The organism is Streptomyces sp. NPDC030862 (genome assembly GCF_055571835.1).
The window spans coordinates 614,765-630,530 of record NZ_JBVIEN010000003.1 but is presented as its reverse complement, the minus strand read 5'-3'; the positions used below and the strand labels follow the sequence as shown (position 1 = coordinate 630,530).

General features: G+C 71.3%; 14 protein-coding genes. 6 read left to right on the top strand and 8 right to left on the bottom strand.

Annotated elements, in window-relative coordinates; all coding sequences use genetic code 11:
• The first annotated feature begins 12 nt into the window (after positions 1-12).
• The 4 genes from ACZ42X_RS10955 (at position 13) to ACZ42X_RS10940 (ending at position 2,658) form a co-directional block, all read left to right on the top strand.
• Entirely contained in the window at positions 13-690 is a 678-nt protein-coding gene (locus ACZ42X_RS10955) for a type 1 glutamine amidotransferase family protein (protein ID WP_468286900.1), read from the top strand.
• Complete coding sequence (locus tag ACZ42X_RS10950) at positions 687-1,169, top strand: MarR family winged helix-turn-helix transcriptional regulator (protein ID WP_361426094.1); 483 nt, start codon at positions 687-689, stop codon at positions 1,167-1,169. Before ACZ42X_RS10955 ends, ACZ42X_RS10950 begins: the two co-directional genes overlap by 4 nt.
• Before the next feature lie 153 nt (positions 1,170-1,322).
• Positions 1,323-2,123, top strand: a complete 801-nt coding sequence (locus ACZ42X_RS10945) for a putative protein N(5)-glutamine methyltransferase (protein ID WP_468286897.1) — start codon at positions 1,323-1,325, stop codon at positions 2,121-2,123.
• A 313-nt stretch (positions 2,124-2,436) separates the two neighbouring features.
• Complete coding sequence (locus ACZ42X_RS10940; protein WP_468286894.1) at positions 2,437-2,658, top strand: hypothetical protein; 222 nt, start codon at positions 2,437-2,439, stop codon at positions 2,656-2,658.
• A gap of 358 nt (positions 2,659-3,016) precedes the next feature.
• Here ACZ42X_RS10940 and ACZ42X_RS10935 read toward each other — a convergent pair whose 3' ends face one another.
• Both ACZ42X_RS10935 and ACZ42X_RS10930 read right to left on the bottom strand, forming a co-directional pair.
• Positions 3,017-4,285, bottom strand: coding sequence for an MFS transporter (locus ACZ42X_RS10935; protein WP_468286891.1), 1,269 nt, complete (start codon positions 4,283-4,285; stop codon positions 3,017-3,019).
• 53 nt (positions 4,286-4,338) lie between these two features.
• A complete protein-coding gene (locus ACZ42X_RS10930; protein WP_468286888.1) occupies positions 4,339-7,563 on the bottom strand; it encodes an AfsR/SARP family transcriptional regulator in 3,225 nt (1,074 codons plus the stop codon).
• Between the two features lie 315 nt (positions 7,564-7,878).
• Here ACZ42X_RS10930 and ACZ42X_RS10925 point away from each other — a divergent pair, with 315 nt between their 5' ends.
• A complete protein-coding gene (locus ACZ42X_RS10925) occupies positions 7,879-8,577 on the top strand; it encodes a 4'-phosphopantetheinyl transferase family protein (RefSeq protein WP_468286885.1) in 699 nt (232 codons plus the stop codon).
• Between the two features lie 297 nt (positions 8,578-8,874).
• Here the strand turns inward: ACZ42X_RS10925 and ACZ42X_RS10920 are convergent, their stop codons facing one another.
• Positions 8,875-9,735 carry an alpha/beta fold hydrolase gene (locus ACZ42X_RS10920; protein WP_468286882.1) on the bottom strand — a complete coding sequence of 287 codons (861 nt, stop codon included), beginning with the start codon at positions 9,733-9,735 and terminating at the stop codon, positions 8,875-8,877.
• Between the two features lie 63 nt (positions 9,736-9,798).
• Between ACZ42X_RS10920 and ACZ42X_RS10915 the strand changes: the two genes are divergently transcribed.
• Positions 9,799-10,332, top strand: coding sequence for a cysteine hydrolase family protein (locus ACZ42X_RS10915; protein WP_468286880.1), 534 nt, complete (start codon positions 9,799-9,801; stop codon positions 10,330-10,332).
• A 48-nt stretch (positions 10,333-10,380) separates the two neighbouring features.
• On the opposite strand, the gene ACZ42X_RS10910 is transcribed toward ACZ42X_RS10915, so the two are convergent.
• From ACZ42X_RS10910 to ACZ42X_RS10890, 5 genes are read right to left on the bottom strand one after another with little or no spacing between them, the layout of a single operon-like run.
• Positions 10,381-10,773: a PPOX class F420-dependent oxidoreductase gene (locus ACZ42X_RS10910; RefSeq protein ID WP_468286877.1), complete on the bottom strand. Its 393-nt coding sequence runs from the start codon at positions 10,771-10,773 to the stop codon at positions 10,381-10,383.
• Positions 10,770-12,284 carry an FAD-dependent monooxygenase gene (locus tag ACZ42X_RS10905; RefSeq protein ID WP_468286874.1) on the bottom strand — a complete coding sequence of 505 codons (1,515 nt, stop codon included), beginning with the start codon at positions 12,282-12,284 and terminating at the stop codon, positions 10,770-10,772. Before ACZ42X_RS10905 ends, ACZ42X_RS10910 begins: the two co-directional genes overlap by 4 nt.
• A complete protein-coding gene (locus ACZ42X_RS10900) occupies positions 12,281-13,855 on the bottom strand; it encodes an MFS transporter (RefSeq protein WP_468286871.1) in 1,575 nt (524 codons plus the stop codon). Before ACZ42X_RS10900 ends, ACZ42X_RS10905 begins: the two co-directional genes overlap by 4 nt.
• A 58-nt stretch (positions 13,856-13,913) precedes the next feature.
• Positions 13,914-14,951 (bottom strand): beta-ketoacyl-[acyl-carrier-protein] synthase family protein, encoded by a 1,038-nt coding sequence (locus ACZ42X_RS10895; protein WP_468286868.1) that lies wholly within the window; start codon positions 14,949-14,951, stop codon positions 13,914-13,916.
• The gene (locus ACZ42X_RS10890; protein WP_468286865.1) at positions 14,938-15,762 is read right to left on the bottom strand and encodes an HAD family hydrolase; all 825 of its coding nucleotides are present in this window, start codon (positions 15,760-15,762) and stop codon (positions 14,938-14,940) included. The genes ACZ42X_RS10895 and ACZ42X_RS10890 overlap by 14 nt, the downstream gene beginning before the upstream one ends.
• Positions 15,763-15,766 lie beyond the last annotated feature (4 nt).

The window sequence follows — 15,766 nt, the reverse complement described above, 5'->3', positions numbered from 1 at the left end:
CGGGAGGCCACCATGACCGGCACCACCTCACCCGAGAGCTCGACCAAGAACTCGGCCGAGGTCTCGACCAAGTACTCGTCCGAGACCTCGGCCGAGAGTTCGCCCAGGACCGTTCACCTCGCCGTCTACGACACCTTCGCCGACTGGGAGACCGGTCATGCCACCGCCTGGCTGGCGCGCAGCGGCTTCGACGTCCGCACGGTCGGCCCCACCACCGACCCCGTGACCACCATCGGCGGTCTGCGCATCACACCGGACCTGGCCCTGGCGGAGCTGCGGCCCGAGGACAGCTCGTTGCTCATCCTCACGGGCGCCGACCTGTGGGACACCTCCGACGACCTGGCGCCGTTCGCGGCGAAGGCGCGCGCGTTCCTGGACGCGGGCGTGCCGGTGGCCGCGATATGCGGGGCGACCGCCGGGCTGGCCCGCGAGGGGCTGCTCGACGGGCGCCGCCACACGAGCGCGGCCCCCTTCTACCTCGCCGCGACCGGCTACAAGGGAGGCGAGGAGTACGTCGAGGCGGACGCCGTCACCGACGGGGACCTGATCACGGCCGGGCCCACGGAGCCGGTGGCGTTCGCGCGGGAGGTGCTCGGCAGGATGGGCGCGTTCGGGGGCGCGAAGCTCGACGCCTGGTACCGGCTGTTCCACGACTCGGACCCCGCCGCCTACGAGGAGCTGAACGCGTGACCCCGGTCGAACGGCACCTCCAGGAGCTCCTCAGCCGCACCGCGCTCGGGGTCTTCCGGCTGAACGGCCAGCTGCTCGCCGTCTCGGAGAAGCTGGCCCGTCCCGCCGGGCTCACCGCCGCGTGGTGGCAGGTCCTCGGAGCCGTCCTGCGGGAGCCGCTGCCCGTCTCCGGGATCGCCCGCGCCATGGGCATCACGCGCCAGAGCGTCCAGCGGATCGCCGACCTGCTGGTCGCGGAGGGCCTCGCCGAGTACCAGCCGAACCCGGCGCACCGGCGTGCGAAGCTCCTCGCCCCCACGGAGCTGGGCCGGGAGTCCGTCGCCCGCATAAACCCGGGCCACGCGGACCTGGCGGCCCGCCTCGCCGCCGAGCTGGGCGAGGAGGCGTTCGACGAGACCGCGCGGGCGCTGGAGCGGCTGTCCCGGGCGCTCGACAGGGTGGCGGACGAGCCGGCGCCGGGCGGCCCTTCCACCGCGTGAACGCTTGTGTAGGGTGGGGGAATTCGTCAGCAGGACGACCGAGGAACCAAGGAGGTGAGACCCGTTAACGCCACGTCAGACCGGGTGCTCTCCTCTCACGGCTCGTAGGGACACAGTCCGCGAGAGCGCCCACGGCTCTCGAAAGGCTTTCCCATGGCCGTACACCCCATAGACCCCGCCCACACGGGCGCCGCCCCCGACACCGTCGTCTCCGCCCTCCGGGCCGCGGGGTGCGTCTTCGCGGAGGACGAGGCGGGGTTGCTCCGCTCCGCCGCGCGCACGCCGCAGGAGCTCGACGCGATGGTCGAGCGGCGGATCGCCGGACACCCGCTGGAACACGTCCTCGGCTGGGCCGAGTTCCGTGGCGTGCGGTACGCCGTGGACGCGGGGGTGTTCGTACCGCGCCGCCGCACCGAGTTCCTCGTCGAACGGGCCGAGGCGCTCGCGCCACCCGGCGCGGTGGTCGTCGACCTGTGCTGCGGCTCCGGCGCACTGGGCGCGGCGCTCGTGGCGGCGCTCGACCGCGCAGAGTTGCACGCCGCCGACATCGACCCCGCCGCCGTGCGGTGCGCGCGCCGCAACGTCGCCGCGGCCGGGGGCCGGGTCTACGAGGGAGACCTGTACACGCCGCTGCCGCGCGCGCTGCGGGGCCGGATCGACGTCCTGCTCGCCAACGTCCCGTACGTCCCCACCGAGGAGGTCGCGTTCCTGCCCGCCGAGGCGCGGGTCCATGAGGCGCGGGTCGCGCTCGACGGCGGCGCGGACGGGCTGGACGTGCTGCGGCGCGTGACCGCCGAGGCGACGGCCTGGCTGGCCCCGGGCGGCTGCCTGCTGTTCGAGACCAGCGAGCGGCAGGCCGACACGGCCGCCGGGATCGTCGCCGCCGACGGGCTCACACCCCAGGTGGCCTGCGAGGACCGGTACGCCACGGTGGTCATGGGCACCCGGGCCTGATCACCCCGGCCCCGGCGCCCGCTTCGGCTTCGAAGCCGTCGGGGCACGACCGACGATGCCCGGATTCGGGACATCACCCAGGCCCTGCCGCCCGAGTACGCCGACCAGCTGTTCAGCGCACGGGAGCAGGGCGCCGGAGAGGACCAGCTCCGGCAGATCGCCGCCGAGGGCCTGGCCCGGATGTACTTCCGCGCCAACAACACCCCACTGCGGCCCGTACTCCGGCGCCAGCGGCGTCCGCGTCCCAACTCGCCCCGGCCCGCCCGGTTTACGCCGTCAAGCCGGATCAGCGCCCTGGCTACACTCCGACTTCATGACGACGATCTACACGACCCAGGAGTGGAAAGGCCACGGGAGGCAGAACTACTACTGGAACGAGTACAGGCTCGAAGGCGACACCGTCGTCAAGTACAAGTGCCACCGGCAGAAGTTCTTCGACGGCGATGAGAACACCTGGGAGAGGGACGAATCGTTCCAGGAGTCCTGGGGACTTGACGACCCGAGCATGCCCGACTGGCTGAGGCGGTATCTCTGATCACGCCCCTATCCCTGTAACCCTGGAACACATCACCGCGTGCCTGTATGGCCGCGCCTACGGAAGGTCCGCTGCGGTCAGGTCGTACGCGCGGCACGGCGACGTGCCCACCAGGACATCCGCCGGCAACGAGGCCATCGAAGTTGCCCACGGCGGTAGAGGCTTCGCACACGCCGGTGGCGTCGGTGTCGATGGGGGTGAGAGTGCCGTCGCTTCGGACGGTCCAGGCCACCAGAGGGTCCACAGTGAACGTGCCGTCCTGGTTCTTGAACCGAGCGCTCCACCCGCCCCCAGGGATGGCGGCGACAACGGGGTGCCCGCCTTCCGAGAGCCCGGTGAAGGTGCGGCCCTCGTCACGTCAGGTCCGGCCGACGGCCGCGAGGTCCACCCCCTTCGTCTCCCGGTACCGGAAGAACGAGACGGTGCTGATCAGGCACAGCACCACGACGTACCACGGGTACCAGGAGGCGTGGCCGTGCGCGGCGAGGTACGCGATCAGGTAAGGAGCCGTACCGCCGAACAGGGCTACCGTCAGCGCGTACGGCAGGCCGACGCCGCTCGACCGCACCGACGTCGGGAACATCTCCAGCGTCGCCGACGGCGCAGCCGCCGCGTAGCAGCCGAACAGCAGCAGTGCCGCCGTCATCACCACGCCCAGCCGCACTGCCGAGCCCGACAGGAGCCCGAAGAGCAACGGCGACAGACACGCGAACCCGCCGCCGAACACCAGCAGCAGCGGACGGCGCCCGAACCGGTCGGCTGCCATGCCGAGGAGCGGGAGCGCGGCCATGAACACCACCTGAGCGGCGACGGCGGCCCACAACGCGGTGCTCGCCGGGACTCCGTACTGAAGTTGGGCGTACAGCGGCAGGTAGGAGGCGAAGGTGTAGTAGACGACGGTCGCGCCCAGCGTGAAGCCGACCACGCGGGCGGCAGCGCGCGGGTGCGTACGCAGCACCTGCCGCGCCGGGTTGCGGGGCAGGTGCTCCCGTGCCGCGTCGAACACGGGCGTCTCGCGCATCCGGCCGCGCAGGTACCAGCCGTACACGGCGAGCAGCGCGCCGAGCGCGAAGGGCACCCGCCAGCCCCAGTTTCCGAGTTGGGCGGGGGTGAGCACCTGGTGCAGCAGCAGCGCGAGCAGCGTGGCCGCGAGTGTGCCGAGGGTGGTGCTGATGTATACGGCGCTTGAGTACAGGCCTCGGCGACCGCGTGGCGCGATCTCGTTCACGTACGTGCTCATCGCCGCGCCCTCGCCGCCCGCGGAGAGCCCCTGCAGCGCCCTGGCCACCACCAGCAGCACCGGGGCCAGCACGCCGATCGTCCGGTAGGGCGGGGCGAGCGCGATCAGGAGGCTGCCACCCGCCATCATCAGCAGGGACAGCCGCAGCGCAGCGCTCCGGCCGTTGCGATCGCAGTACGCGCCGATCAGCGCCCCGCCGAGCGGCCGGAACAGGAATCCGACGGCGAACACCGACAGCGTCTGCAGGACGTTCGTGGTGGCATCGCCCGACGGATAGAAGTGCGGGCCGAGCAGCGCGGCGAACGTCACGAACGTGGCCCACTCGAACCACTCCATGGCGTTGCCGATGGAGGCGACCACCACCGGCCGCAGCCGGTCCCGCCTCATGGGTACGCGACGTACCTCCGCGGCAGTGGGGTGCACAGTGCTGTCCTCTCGTGTCATGGGCGTGTGGCCGGTGCGGTGGCGAGCCGTGCGCGTACGTCCTCGGCCTCGGCGACGCCGATCTCGGTGAACGCCTCCAGGGCCTGGGCCCAGTAGTCCCGCGCCCGCGGGTGGTCGCCGTCGAACGTGGCGACGGCGCCGAGGACGTGCTGGGCCCTGGCGATGTTCAGACGCTGCGCGGTGGGCTGCGACAGGGCGAGCGCCAGCTGTGCGCACTCCTCGGCGCGGTGCGGGTGGCCCAGACTCAGGTAGAGCGGGGCCAGCTCCAGGAGGACCTTGCTCCGGGCGATGTGGTTCCCGCTCCGCTCGGCGAGGGAGCGGGCCGCCTCGGCGTGCCCGGCTGCGTCCTCACGGCCCAGCAGGCCGTCGGTGACGGCCATACGGGCCAGTGCGTACGCCTCACCATCGACGTAGCCGATCTGCCGGGCTCCGTCGAGCGCGGTGGCCGCGTAGCGGGCCGAACCCCGCGGCGAGTCGAGGCCCGCGCTGATGGCCGACAGCAGGCACAGGGTCTCCACCTCGTACGTGCGGTCGCCGCACTCCTGGAAGGAGGTCAGCGCCCGCTGCGCCGAGTCGAGCGCGGTCTCGTGCCGGCCGATGTCCAGGTCGACCAGGGCGAGCCCGTACAGCGAGATGCTCCTGTCGTACGAGGAATCGATGGACTCGGACACGTTCAGCGCCCGGGTGAAACAGGACCGCGCCTCGGACAGCTGTCCGGTGGCCTGGCGCACCAGGCCGAGGTTGCGCAGGCTGTACGAGCTGATGTGGTGCAGGCCGTGGCCGCCCGCGGTGGCCAGCGACGCGGTGAGGCATTCGGTGGCTTGTGCCATGTCGCCCTGCGTCCAGTGGATGAAACCCAACAGGCCCTGGGCGCTGGCCTCGAGCCGGGGTGACCGGATGCTGTGCGCGACGTCGAGCGCCTGGCGTGCGGCTTCCTCGGCCTGCGCGGCCCGGCCCAGGCTGAGGTGGGCGAGGCTCATGTTGTTGAGCATGGCGGCGACCTCCTCGGCCATGCCGAGCCGGTCGTGCAGCGCGAGACTCTGCTTCTGGTGCGCGATGGCCTGCTCGTAGTCGCCCAGCGTGTTGTGGAGGTTGGCGAGGCTGCGGTGCATGGCCGCGATGCCGCGCTCGTCGTGGTGGGCGTCGGCCGCGGCCAGGCCGATACGGGTGGTCTCCCGCCATTCGGTGCGGAACTTGCCCGTCCAGAAGAAGCCGCGCAGCGCGTCGGCCAGGTGCCAGGTCAGGTGGTGCGGGCCGTGTGTGCCGAAGTGGCGCACACAGGCCATCAGATTGCGCCGCTCGGCCAGCAGCCAGGCCATCGCGTGGTTCGCGTTCGGGAACTGCGGCGCGTCGAATGTCGCCTTGGGCCGCTCCGGCTCGGCGAGCCGCACGAACTCCGAGTAGAGGACGTCGGCCGCGGCGCAGGCACCCGCGAGGTACCACTGGCCGAGCCGCTCCAGGGCCTCGCCCCGATCCCGCGCGGTGTGCTCGGCGAGTGCCCGGTCCTGCGCATACTCGCGCAACAGGTCGTGGAACTGGTAGCGGCCGGGGGCGGGTTGCTGGAGCAGGCTCGCCGTCTCCAGGCGGCTCAGACCGGTCCGCGCCTGCGCCTCGCTGATGTCAGCGAGCACCGAGACGGCGGCGGGGGTGAAGTCGGAGCCGGGGAAAAGCCCGGCGAGGCGGAAGACCGCCCGGTCGTCCGGGTTCAGCGCGTCGTACGACAAAGCGATGGCCGTGGAGACGGCGGACGTGGTGTCGCCGTCGACGGACAGGGCGGCGAGGCTGCCGCGCCGCAGACTCTCCAGGTAGTCCTCGGTCTGGCCACCCGGGGCGCCGATCAGGTTGGCCGCGGCGATCCGCAGCGCGAGCGGCAGGTAGGAGCACAGGGCGACGACTTCACGCACCACGTCCGGCTCGATCGCCACCGCGGCCTGCCGCATCATGGCCGTAACCAGCTCGGCCGACTCCCGCGGGCTGAGCGTGCCGACACGGATCACCTGTGCGCCGTGCGTGACCGCGAGTGAGCGCAGCTGCCGCCTGCTGGTGATCAGTACGGAGCATCCCGCGTCCCCGGGTATGAGCGGCAGCACCTGCTCGACGCTGGACGCGTTGTCCAGCACCACCAGCACGCTCTTCCCGGTCAGCTTCGACCGGTAGAGGTTGGCCTGTTCGACCGGGTCGACCGGGATCTGCTCCGCGGGCACGCCGAGGCTGCGCAGGAACTGCGAGAGCACCTGGTCAGGCGGGAGAGGCGTGTGCGCCCTGCCCTGCTCGTAGCCGCGCAGGTTCACGTACAACTGCCCGTCCGGGAACGCGCCCCGCACCCGGCTGCCGAGCCAGACGGCCAGCGCCGTCTTGCCGACACCGGGCGGCCCGGACAGGACCACGACGGGGACGCCGGTACGGTCCGGCGTCGGCGGAAGAATCGTCTCGACCCGTTGGACGACGTCGGTCCTTCCGACGAATCCCATGGCCAGGGGCGGGAGTTGCGCGGGCACCGTGACGGCCTCGCCGACGCCCGGGCGCGGCCCGTTCGGGGCAGCGAGGGCGGGGTCCGATTCGAGGATGCCGGTGTGCAGGGCACGCAGCCGCTCGCCGGGTTCGACGCCGAGCTGTTCGACCAGTTCGCGGCGGGCCTGCTGGTAGACGTCCAGCGCCTCCGCCTGGCGTCCCGAGCGGTACAGAGCCAGCATCAGCAGGCTCCAGAAGTTCTCCCGCAAGGGATGGTCCAGAGCGGCGGCGCGCAGGTCCTTCACCAGCTGTCCGTGCCTGCCGAGGTGGAGTTCGGTCTCGAAATACTCCTCCAGCGCGCCCAGCCGCTCGTCCTCCAGGGCCGGGGACTCGTCGCGCCGCAGCGAGTCCGACGGTACGTCCGCGAGTGGCGCACCCCGCCAGGCGCTCAGCGCCTCGGCCAGCAGCCGCGCCCGCTCCTCGGGTGTCTCGGCCTGCCGCGCGAGCCGGACCAGGCGGCGGAACCGTGTCAGGTCCAGGTCCGCGTCGGCCACGTCCATCCGGTATCCGCCGGCCGCGGTCGCCACCAGGTCCGCGTCACCGAGCAGCATCCGCAGCCGCCGTACGTACGTGTGGAGTGTTCCCCGTGGATTCGACGGCTTGCGGTCGTCCCACAGCCAGTCGGCGAGACGGTCGTTGTCGACGACCTCACCGGACCGCAGCAGCAGCGCCGCCAGCAGGACCCGGAGCTTCCCGGAATCAATTGCCAATTCTTTGCCGTCGACGTACGCGGAGAGCGTCCCGAGTATCTTGAAGCTATTCCCGGCGTGGCGTGCCGGGACGCTTGACGAAGGGACATATTCGTTTCGTTCCATGCAGCTCTTGCCTTCCCCCGTAGGCGTGTGCACAGCTTCCCCGCGCTCACGCGCCGCTCCATTGCCGCGGCGCGAGCAGGGGGATCTTCAGTTGTGCGCTTACCAGCCTAAGGGATGCCGGTGACAGACCGCCGCGTCGCCTTGTTCGATGGGTCACATGGTATGGTCCGCCGCGGTCGCAGCCGAACGGCGGCCATTTCGGGGGGCTTGGTGATCGAAATACTGCTGCCGAGAAGTGTTGCGGTGGCCGAGGATGTCAGTGACGCGCCCGGTGACGAGAGTGCCCTTTCACCGACCGAACGGGCCTTGATCGCGGCGGCGTTGCCCGAGCGGAGACACCAGTTCGCCGCCGGGCGCGGATGCGCGCGCCGCGCGATGGAGCTGCTCGGCGAGGAGCCCCGGCCGGTGCCGGCCGACGCGACGGGGGCTCCGGTCTGGCCGTCGGGGCTGGTGGGGAGCATCACGCACTGCCGGGGGTACCGGGCCGCGGTGGTCGCCCACCGCGCCGACGTGACGGCGCTCGGCATCGACGCCGAGCCGAATCTGGGGTTGCGCGAGGGTGTCCTGGACCTTGTCTCGTCCGCCGGAGAGCGGGCGCGGCTGGCGCAGCTGGCGACGGTCCTGCCCCACGTCCACGCGGACCGATTGCTGTTCAGCGCCAAGGAGGCGGCATACAAGGCGTGGTATCCCTTGCGCGGGATCCGGCTGGGTTTCCGAGATGCAGAACTCACGCTGACCGGGCGGGCCTGTGACAATGACGGCGGTGGCTCTGGGGAGTTGGCCGAGGGGAACTTCGGGGTCCGCTTGAGTGGGCGCAGTGGTGCGGCACGGGAATTTCGCGGCGAAGTGCTCCACGGCCGTTGGGCGGTACGGGACTTTCTGATCATGACGGCGGTTGCGCGGGAGTGACGGGCCGTCGGGATGTCCGTGGCGAACTTTTCGCTTCAACCTTTTCCATTTCTTCCGGTCAATGCGCGACCGGACTCACACGGTGCCGGTGAACCAGGCAATGGTCGTCGTCAGCGGATCCGACAGGGACGCCTCGTCAAGGCGGTAAGCGGGACGCCGACTGCGCAGCGCCCGGAGGAAAACGCTTTCCGAGTCCCGACTCCCGGTGTCGGAACGCACCCCCGTCCTCGGGTGCGTGCGCGAGGGGGCGGTCCGGCTGGTCGCGTGGCGCATCACAGTCTCCTTCATACGCGGCATTCATGTCCTGCGCAGATGGTCGACGACCATTGAGCTGATGGTCGACGACCAGTGCGGCGGGAAGATGTGTCCCATGCCGGCGATCCGCCACAGGCGCGCGTGCGGGATCACCCGGCGGAGTTCCTCGCCGTGTTCCAGGGGGAAGACGGGGTCCCGCTCGCCGTGCATGACGAGCGTCGGCACGTCGAGGGTGGCGATCCGGCCGGTGAGTGGGGGCGTGCGGTCCAGGGCCGTCGCATGGCGCCAGGCGGTGTCGGGGCCGTGGCCGCGGTCCACCACGCGCCTGACCAGATCAACCCAGTACGTCCGGTCGAACGGTACGGAGGGCCCGACCAGCACCTGCCAGCCGTCGACCGCCGCGGCCAGACGCTCCTCGGGGCCCTGGGGCGGGGACGCGGCGAGCCGGGCGGCGCGCTCCAGCATCGGCCGGCGCGGACCGGGCAGTCCGGTACGCGGCGGCAGCCGTACGTCACCGTTCGCATCCGGGGAACTGGACAGCAGCGTCAGCGACCGTACGAGTTCAGGCCGGTCGAGCGCGAGCAGCTGGGCCACCATGCCGCCGACGGACTGACCCGCCACGTGCGCCGGGCCGAGTCCGAGTCCGACGATCACGTCGGCGGCGTCCGCGGCGAGCGTCGACAGGTCGTAGTCGTCGCCGGACTTCCCCGACTTGCCGGTGTCCCGGTGGTCGTAACGCACCACCTGGTACCCGTCCTTGGCGATCAGCCGGCACAGCTCGTCCGGCCACACGATGCCCGGTGCCGTGCCGCCCATCACCAGCAGCACCGCCGGATCGCTGCGGCTGCCGAACGTCTCCGTCCACAGTCGCAGACCGTCCCGTGTCGCGATTCGCCTCTCCATTGGCGGTCTTTTCCCCTTGGTAGGGTGCGGTGAGCCGCTGATCATCCGTCCTGGGGGAACAAAATGACTCGCGCACGCACGGCACTGGTCCTGGTTGATCTGCAGCGGTGGATCGTCGACATGCCGTGGCAGCCGGCAGGCGGTGAGGTCGTGGCCGACGCCTGCCGAAGGCTGCGCGAGCACTTCGCCCACACGGGCTCTTCGTCCGTCGTGCTCGTCCGGTACGTACGGGAGGACGGCGCCGACGGCGGCATCGGCGCCGCCGCCAACCAGCTTGTCCCCGGTCTCGAACCCCGTACCGGCGAGCACCTGGTGACCAAGCACGGCCTCGACGCCTTCGCGGGCACCGACCTCCACGACCGGCTGCGCGACGAAGGCGTCACGGACGTCGTGGTCGCCGGACTGTCCACCGCGCACGGTGTCGCGTCGACCGCCGCGGCGGCGCTGCGTCTGGGCTACGGGGTGGTCGTCGTCTCCGACGCCACGGCCAGCGTGAGTGAGGCACAGCACCGCGAGGCACTCGACCGCCTCACCGCGCTCGGCGCGGGCACCGCCGTGGTCGCGGACCTCGTGACCGCGAAGGTCAGCGGGAACTGACCCTCGCGGCACGGCAGAGCGGGCGCGGGCAGCCTCAGGCGGACCGGCTCACTGGTGGCTGACCCCGGTGGGCTTGACCACGTACACGATGCGGTGCGCGACGTCCGGCGGCGGGCCGTCCAGCTTCATGCCGTACCGCTCCGCGAGCTGCGCGAAGAACTCACCGGACGAGTCGTCGTCGATCCGGACCACTTCTCCGCGGATCTCCAGGTACCGGTAAGGCTGCTCCGGGTCGTTGACCGACACCGCGACACGCGGGTCGGCCGTGATGTTCTTGTACTTGTAGCGGACCGTCGTGTTGGTGAACCGCACGTACTCGCCGTCCCAGGAGAACCACATCGGGTTCACCTGCGGCCCGCCGCCCGCTGCCCGGGTCGTGGCCAGGTGACCGAAGAGCGGCCGCTCCAGCAGATCCTTGTGACTGTCCGGAATGAGACTCATGAGGTGTGCTCCTTCGCTTTCTCTTGTGTGTCCTGCCGGGCCCCGAGCAGGGGGCGGAACAGGTCCGTCAGCCGTGTGCGCATCGTCGCGGCGTCCTTGGCGATCCAGTCCACGTGGCCGTCCGGCCGGGCGAGGATGAGCGCGGACTTCCCCCGTCGCGCCTCGGTGCGGACATCGAGTACCACGTCGAGCCGGTCCGTGCACCACCGGGTCAGCTCCCGCACCGACGCGTCCTGCGCACCGGTGACGATCAACGTGTGCCGGAGATCGTCGAGTTCGTTCCGCTCCGGCAGCGGCACCAGTGCGCCGGGCACGAAACCGGCCGTCCTCCGTCCGGCCGAGGGATCGGTCCGGTACCTGGTCCGCAGTCCGGCAAGCCACGGAATGTACGCCAGGTCGAAGAGGCGCAGGCCCGAGGCGACCCGCAACAGGTTGTCACGCAGGACGACCTGGTGGCCCTTGCGCAGCAGCCACATCTTCGTCTGCACGTCGGCCTGGCGCACCACGGCGCGCGCCACATCCCCGCGCTCGCTCACATACGTGTCGAGCAGGCGCTCGGCGCTGTGCCCGTGCCACACGAGGGCCAGCTTCCACGCGAGATTGTGGGCGTCGTTGACACCGGTGTTGAGGCCCTGCCCGCCGGCCGGGCTGTGAATGTGCGCGGCGTCGCCGATCAGGAAGACCCGGCCGGCCCGGGTGGAGGCGGCGTGCCGCGCGTGCACGTTGAAGACGCTGATCCAGTCGGGGTCACGCAGCCGGATCCCCCCGGGCCCGCGCTCGTCGACCAAGCGCTGCACCATGGCCAGGTCGACGTCCTCCTGGCTGACCCCGGGGGGCGCCGAGGTGAAGACGCGCCAGCGGCCGTCGGGAAGTCCGCAGGCCACCAGGATGCCCCGAGGGGAGCAGAAGTAGTGCGTCATGCGGTGGTCGAAGTGCGTTTCGACCCTCACGTCCGCGACCACGAAACGCAGTTCGTAGGTGGATCCCTCGAAGCCGATGCCGAGATGGCCGCGGACGGTGCTGCCGGCCCCGTCCGCCCCGATGACGTACGCGAACTCCTCCTCGTGCTCGGTGCCCTCCGGGTCGCGCAGCCGGGCCCGTACCCGGTCGTCGAGCTGCTCGAAGCCCAGCAGCTCGGTCCCCCACCGCACACTGCCCCCGACCGAGGCGAGGTTGGTCCGCAAGACCTCCTCGATGTCCGGCTGCGGGCAGATCAGCGGACGGGTCGCCGGCTTGTAGCGGAGGTCGGCGATGACCTTGCCGGCGGAGTAGTACCGCATCTGCGACTGGGGCAGCGCACGGGCGGCGAGCAGGTCCCGTCCGCCGACCCGGTGGATCAGCTCGACGGTCCGCGGCCACAGCCCCAGCGCCTTCGACAGCGTGCTGGGACCTTCCGCCTTGTCCACGCACCGGACCGGTACACCACGCCGAACGAGTTCGGTCGCCGCGGTGAGCCCGGCCGGTCCCGAGCCCACGACCAGCACGGGCAACGGACGAGCGGAGCCGGTCATACGGTCGCCTCCGCGCCGACGGCTTCCGCGGGCGCGGCGGGCCGGGCGGCGCGCTCGCGCAGCATCACGCTCACCAGCACGGCGCTCGCGGCACAGATGGCGACGACCACCCACAGCACCAGGTGCAGACCCTCCGTGTAGCTCCCGGTGAGCAGGTCGAGGAAGTCGGAGCGGGCGGTACCGGTGACGGTGTCAGCCGCCCCGGCCAGGTCGCCGCTGATCACGCGGTCGGCCACGCCGCCCGCGTCGACGCCGTTCGCGCCCTCGACTCCGGACAGACCTTCGGAGATGTGCGAGCGGGCCGAGTTGAGCAGCACAGCGCTCATCACGGCGATGGCGAACGCCTCCCCGGCCAGCCGCATCGTGTTGAAGAGACCGGCGGCGGCACCTGCCTGCGTCGGCTGCACGGAGGTGATCGCCGCGCCGTCCACCAGACCGGCCGTCATGCCCATCGAGATGCCGAGCAGCAGCAGCGGGCCGGCCAGCGACACCAGCGACACGTCGGCGTCGATCAGCGTGAGCAGCCAGCCCGCGCCCACCGCGGCGACCACGAGGCTCAGGGTGAGGATGAGCCGGGTGGACACGCCGCTCTTGACCAGCTTGCTGACGACGAGCGGAACCACCAGGACCGGCAGGGTGAGCAGCAGCATCGTGGCGCCCGACGCGTTCGCGCTCATCCCCGCGACCGAGGTGAAGTACGTGGGCAGCAGCACGAGCATGCACACGAAGCTGAAGGACAGTGCGACGGGGATCAGCGACACCGCCATGAACCGACCCTGCTTGAGGAGCGAGAGATCGATCATGGGCTGCCGCTGGCGCAGTTCGGCGACGGCGAACAGTGCCATCAGCACGAGCGCCGCGGTGAACAGCAACAGTGTCGTACCGCTCGTCCAGCCCTGCTGCGGCCCCTGGACGATGGCGTACATCAGGCAGAACAGGGACAACGTGAAGGTGGCGGTGCCGACCCAGTCGACCTTCGTCGCGGCGGGGTTCTTCGACTCGGGCATCAGCGGCACCGCGACGAGCACGAGCACCGAAATGAGCAGGTGCGAGAAGAACACCGATCGCCAGCCGAAGCTGCCGACGAGCAGACCCGCGGTCGACGGGCCGAGTGCCAGACCGGCACCGGCCGACGAGCCGAGGATCGCGAAGGCCTTCGCCTGGGCGGCGCCCTCGAACGTCGTGGCCAGTATCGCGGCGCCCGAGGTCATCACCGCGGCGGCCCCGAGTCCGGCGAGCGCGCGCGACACGTCCAGCACCACGATGCTCGACGTCACCGCGCTGACCAGGGTCGACACGGCGAACAGGACGGTACCGCCGGCGAACATCCGCCGGCGGCCCACGATGTCCGCGAGCGAGCCGCAGCCGAGCATGAAGCAGGCGAAGGCCAGGTTGTAGGCGTTGACCACCCACTGCAGCGGGGCGAGGCCCACGTGCAGATCGGAGCTGATCGCCGGAAGGGCGACGGAGGTGCCGGTCAGTGAGGCGGGCAGGACCAGGACGGCGAGACAGACCGCGACGAGCGTCAGTGTGGGATTGCCGCGGCCGGTGCCCGGAGGAGCCGTACTCATGAGACGTCCCCTTTCAGGGGGTTCGAGCTGATGGATGGAGAGGGGCGTACGAGTGTCGTCAGTGGGTGGGCCGGGCGACGACCGCGCAGGTGAAGCCGAAGCCTCCGCCCGCGGAGATGGAGAGGGCGATGTCGCCCGGCGCGAGCAGCTCCTGCTCGCGGATGTCCGTCAGGTTCGCCGCCATGTCGCCGGCCCCCAAGTGGCCCGTGCGGTTACCCAGTTCGGCAATACGCGCCTTGGTCAGCCCCTCGACCGCCGGGTGGTATGTCTCGCGGCGGACCTTGACGCCCACTCTGGGCAGGGTGAGGACCCGGATGCGGGGGTCGTCGGCGTCGATGCCGGCTTCCTCCAGCGCGGTCGTGACGACGTCGCGCAGCGCCGCGTGCACCCCGGTGTAGAAACCGTCGAGGCCGACATCGGTGATGAACGCCTTCTTGGTGCGCTTGACGTCGATCCGGTCGCTGATCCACCGGCTCGCCGGGGTGAACCCGTCCCGCCCGCGGTGCAGCCCCTCGGCCGCCGAGACGGCGGCGCTGGACAGGCCCAGCAGCGTGAACTCGTCGACCGCGTCATCGCGCTCGTGCAGCAGGACCGCCGTGGCCCCGTCACCGTAGAAGACGCCGTAGTCGCCCGCCCAGCGGTCGAAGCCTTCGTCGGGGAAACGGTCGCCGGTGGTGATGAGCGCGGTGGCGGTGGAGGGATCGGCCAGCAGTCGGGACGCGGCCGCCTCCAGTGCGGTGCCGCCGCCATTGCACATCACCTGGATGCCCAGCGGGACGCCGCGCACCGCGCCGACCCGGTGCGCCACGTAGTGCGCGGGCGACCAGAAGTCGTGGCCCTGGTGGTGGATCCAGGCGTGCGCGGTGAAGCCGAGGCCGGCGCCGTCCCAGCCCGCCGCGGCGAGCGCGCCGCGCGCCGCCTCCACCGCCATGTCGGGCGCCGAGACCGATCCCGAGACGGGTACCTCGATGACGCCGGTGTTCGTCAGTTCCTCCTCGCCGATCCTGCCGCGCGCGAGGGCGTCCCGGGCGGTCTCGACGGTCACCGGCAGACACGTCCTGACGGCCCGGATCCCGAGCCCGTTACCGAGTCGCATGGGTGAGTTCCTCCGTGCCGGACGTGAAGGGGGCGGGTGAGGTTTCCGAGGACGGGGCGGCCGGGTGTCCACCCGGGGCCGCAGCGGCGGTCCCCTGTGCTGCCGCTGCGGCCCCGGCGGTCCGGGGCAATCGGATCCAGCCGAACCGGTCGGCGTGTTCGGCGAGCACCGGGTCGTCCCCGACGACCCCCGCGCCACCCACGCAGGTCAGCAGCGGTAGGTCCGAGGCGTGATCGCCGTACGCGACGCACTGCTCGGGACGTGCGCCCGTCCGGTCCATCAGGGCGCGGGCGGCCGTGGCCTTCGCCGCGCCGATCATCGCGGTGCGCACCTCGCCCGTGTACCGGCCCGCGACCACCTCGGGCTCGCTGCACAGCACGTGGTCCGCGCCGAGGTGCTCCGCGATCGGGTCCAGGCAGGCCCGGAACGACCCCGAGACGAGCGCGACCTGATATCCCTCGGCCTGGAGCCGGCGCAGTTCGCGTACGACGCCCTGGTGGAGGAAGCCGTCCCGCTGCCGCTCGCGGTCGAACCAGCGGCGCCCGCTGTCGGCGACTTCGTGCTGTTCCACGCCCGCGTAGTTGCGGTAGTAGGCGCGGTTGGTCACCTCACGGGGCACGCCTGCTCGCGCCGCACGCGTCAACTCACCCTCGGCGGCCCGGTATCGGTCCGGATCGCCGAGGTGGAACTCCAGGAAGGAGAACATGCTCTTGACGTCGATGAGCGTCTCGTCGACGTCGAAGAACGCGATCCGGACCGGCGGTCCACCGAAGGCCTCGGCGCTGACGCCCCTGCGCTCTGTACCTGTCATGTGC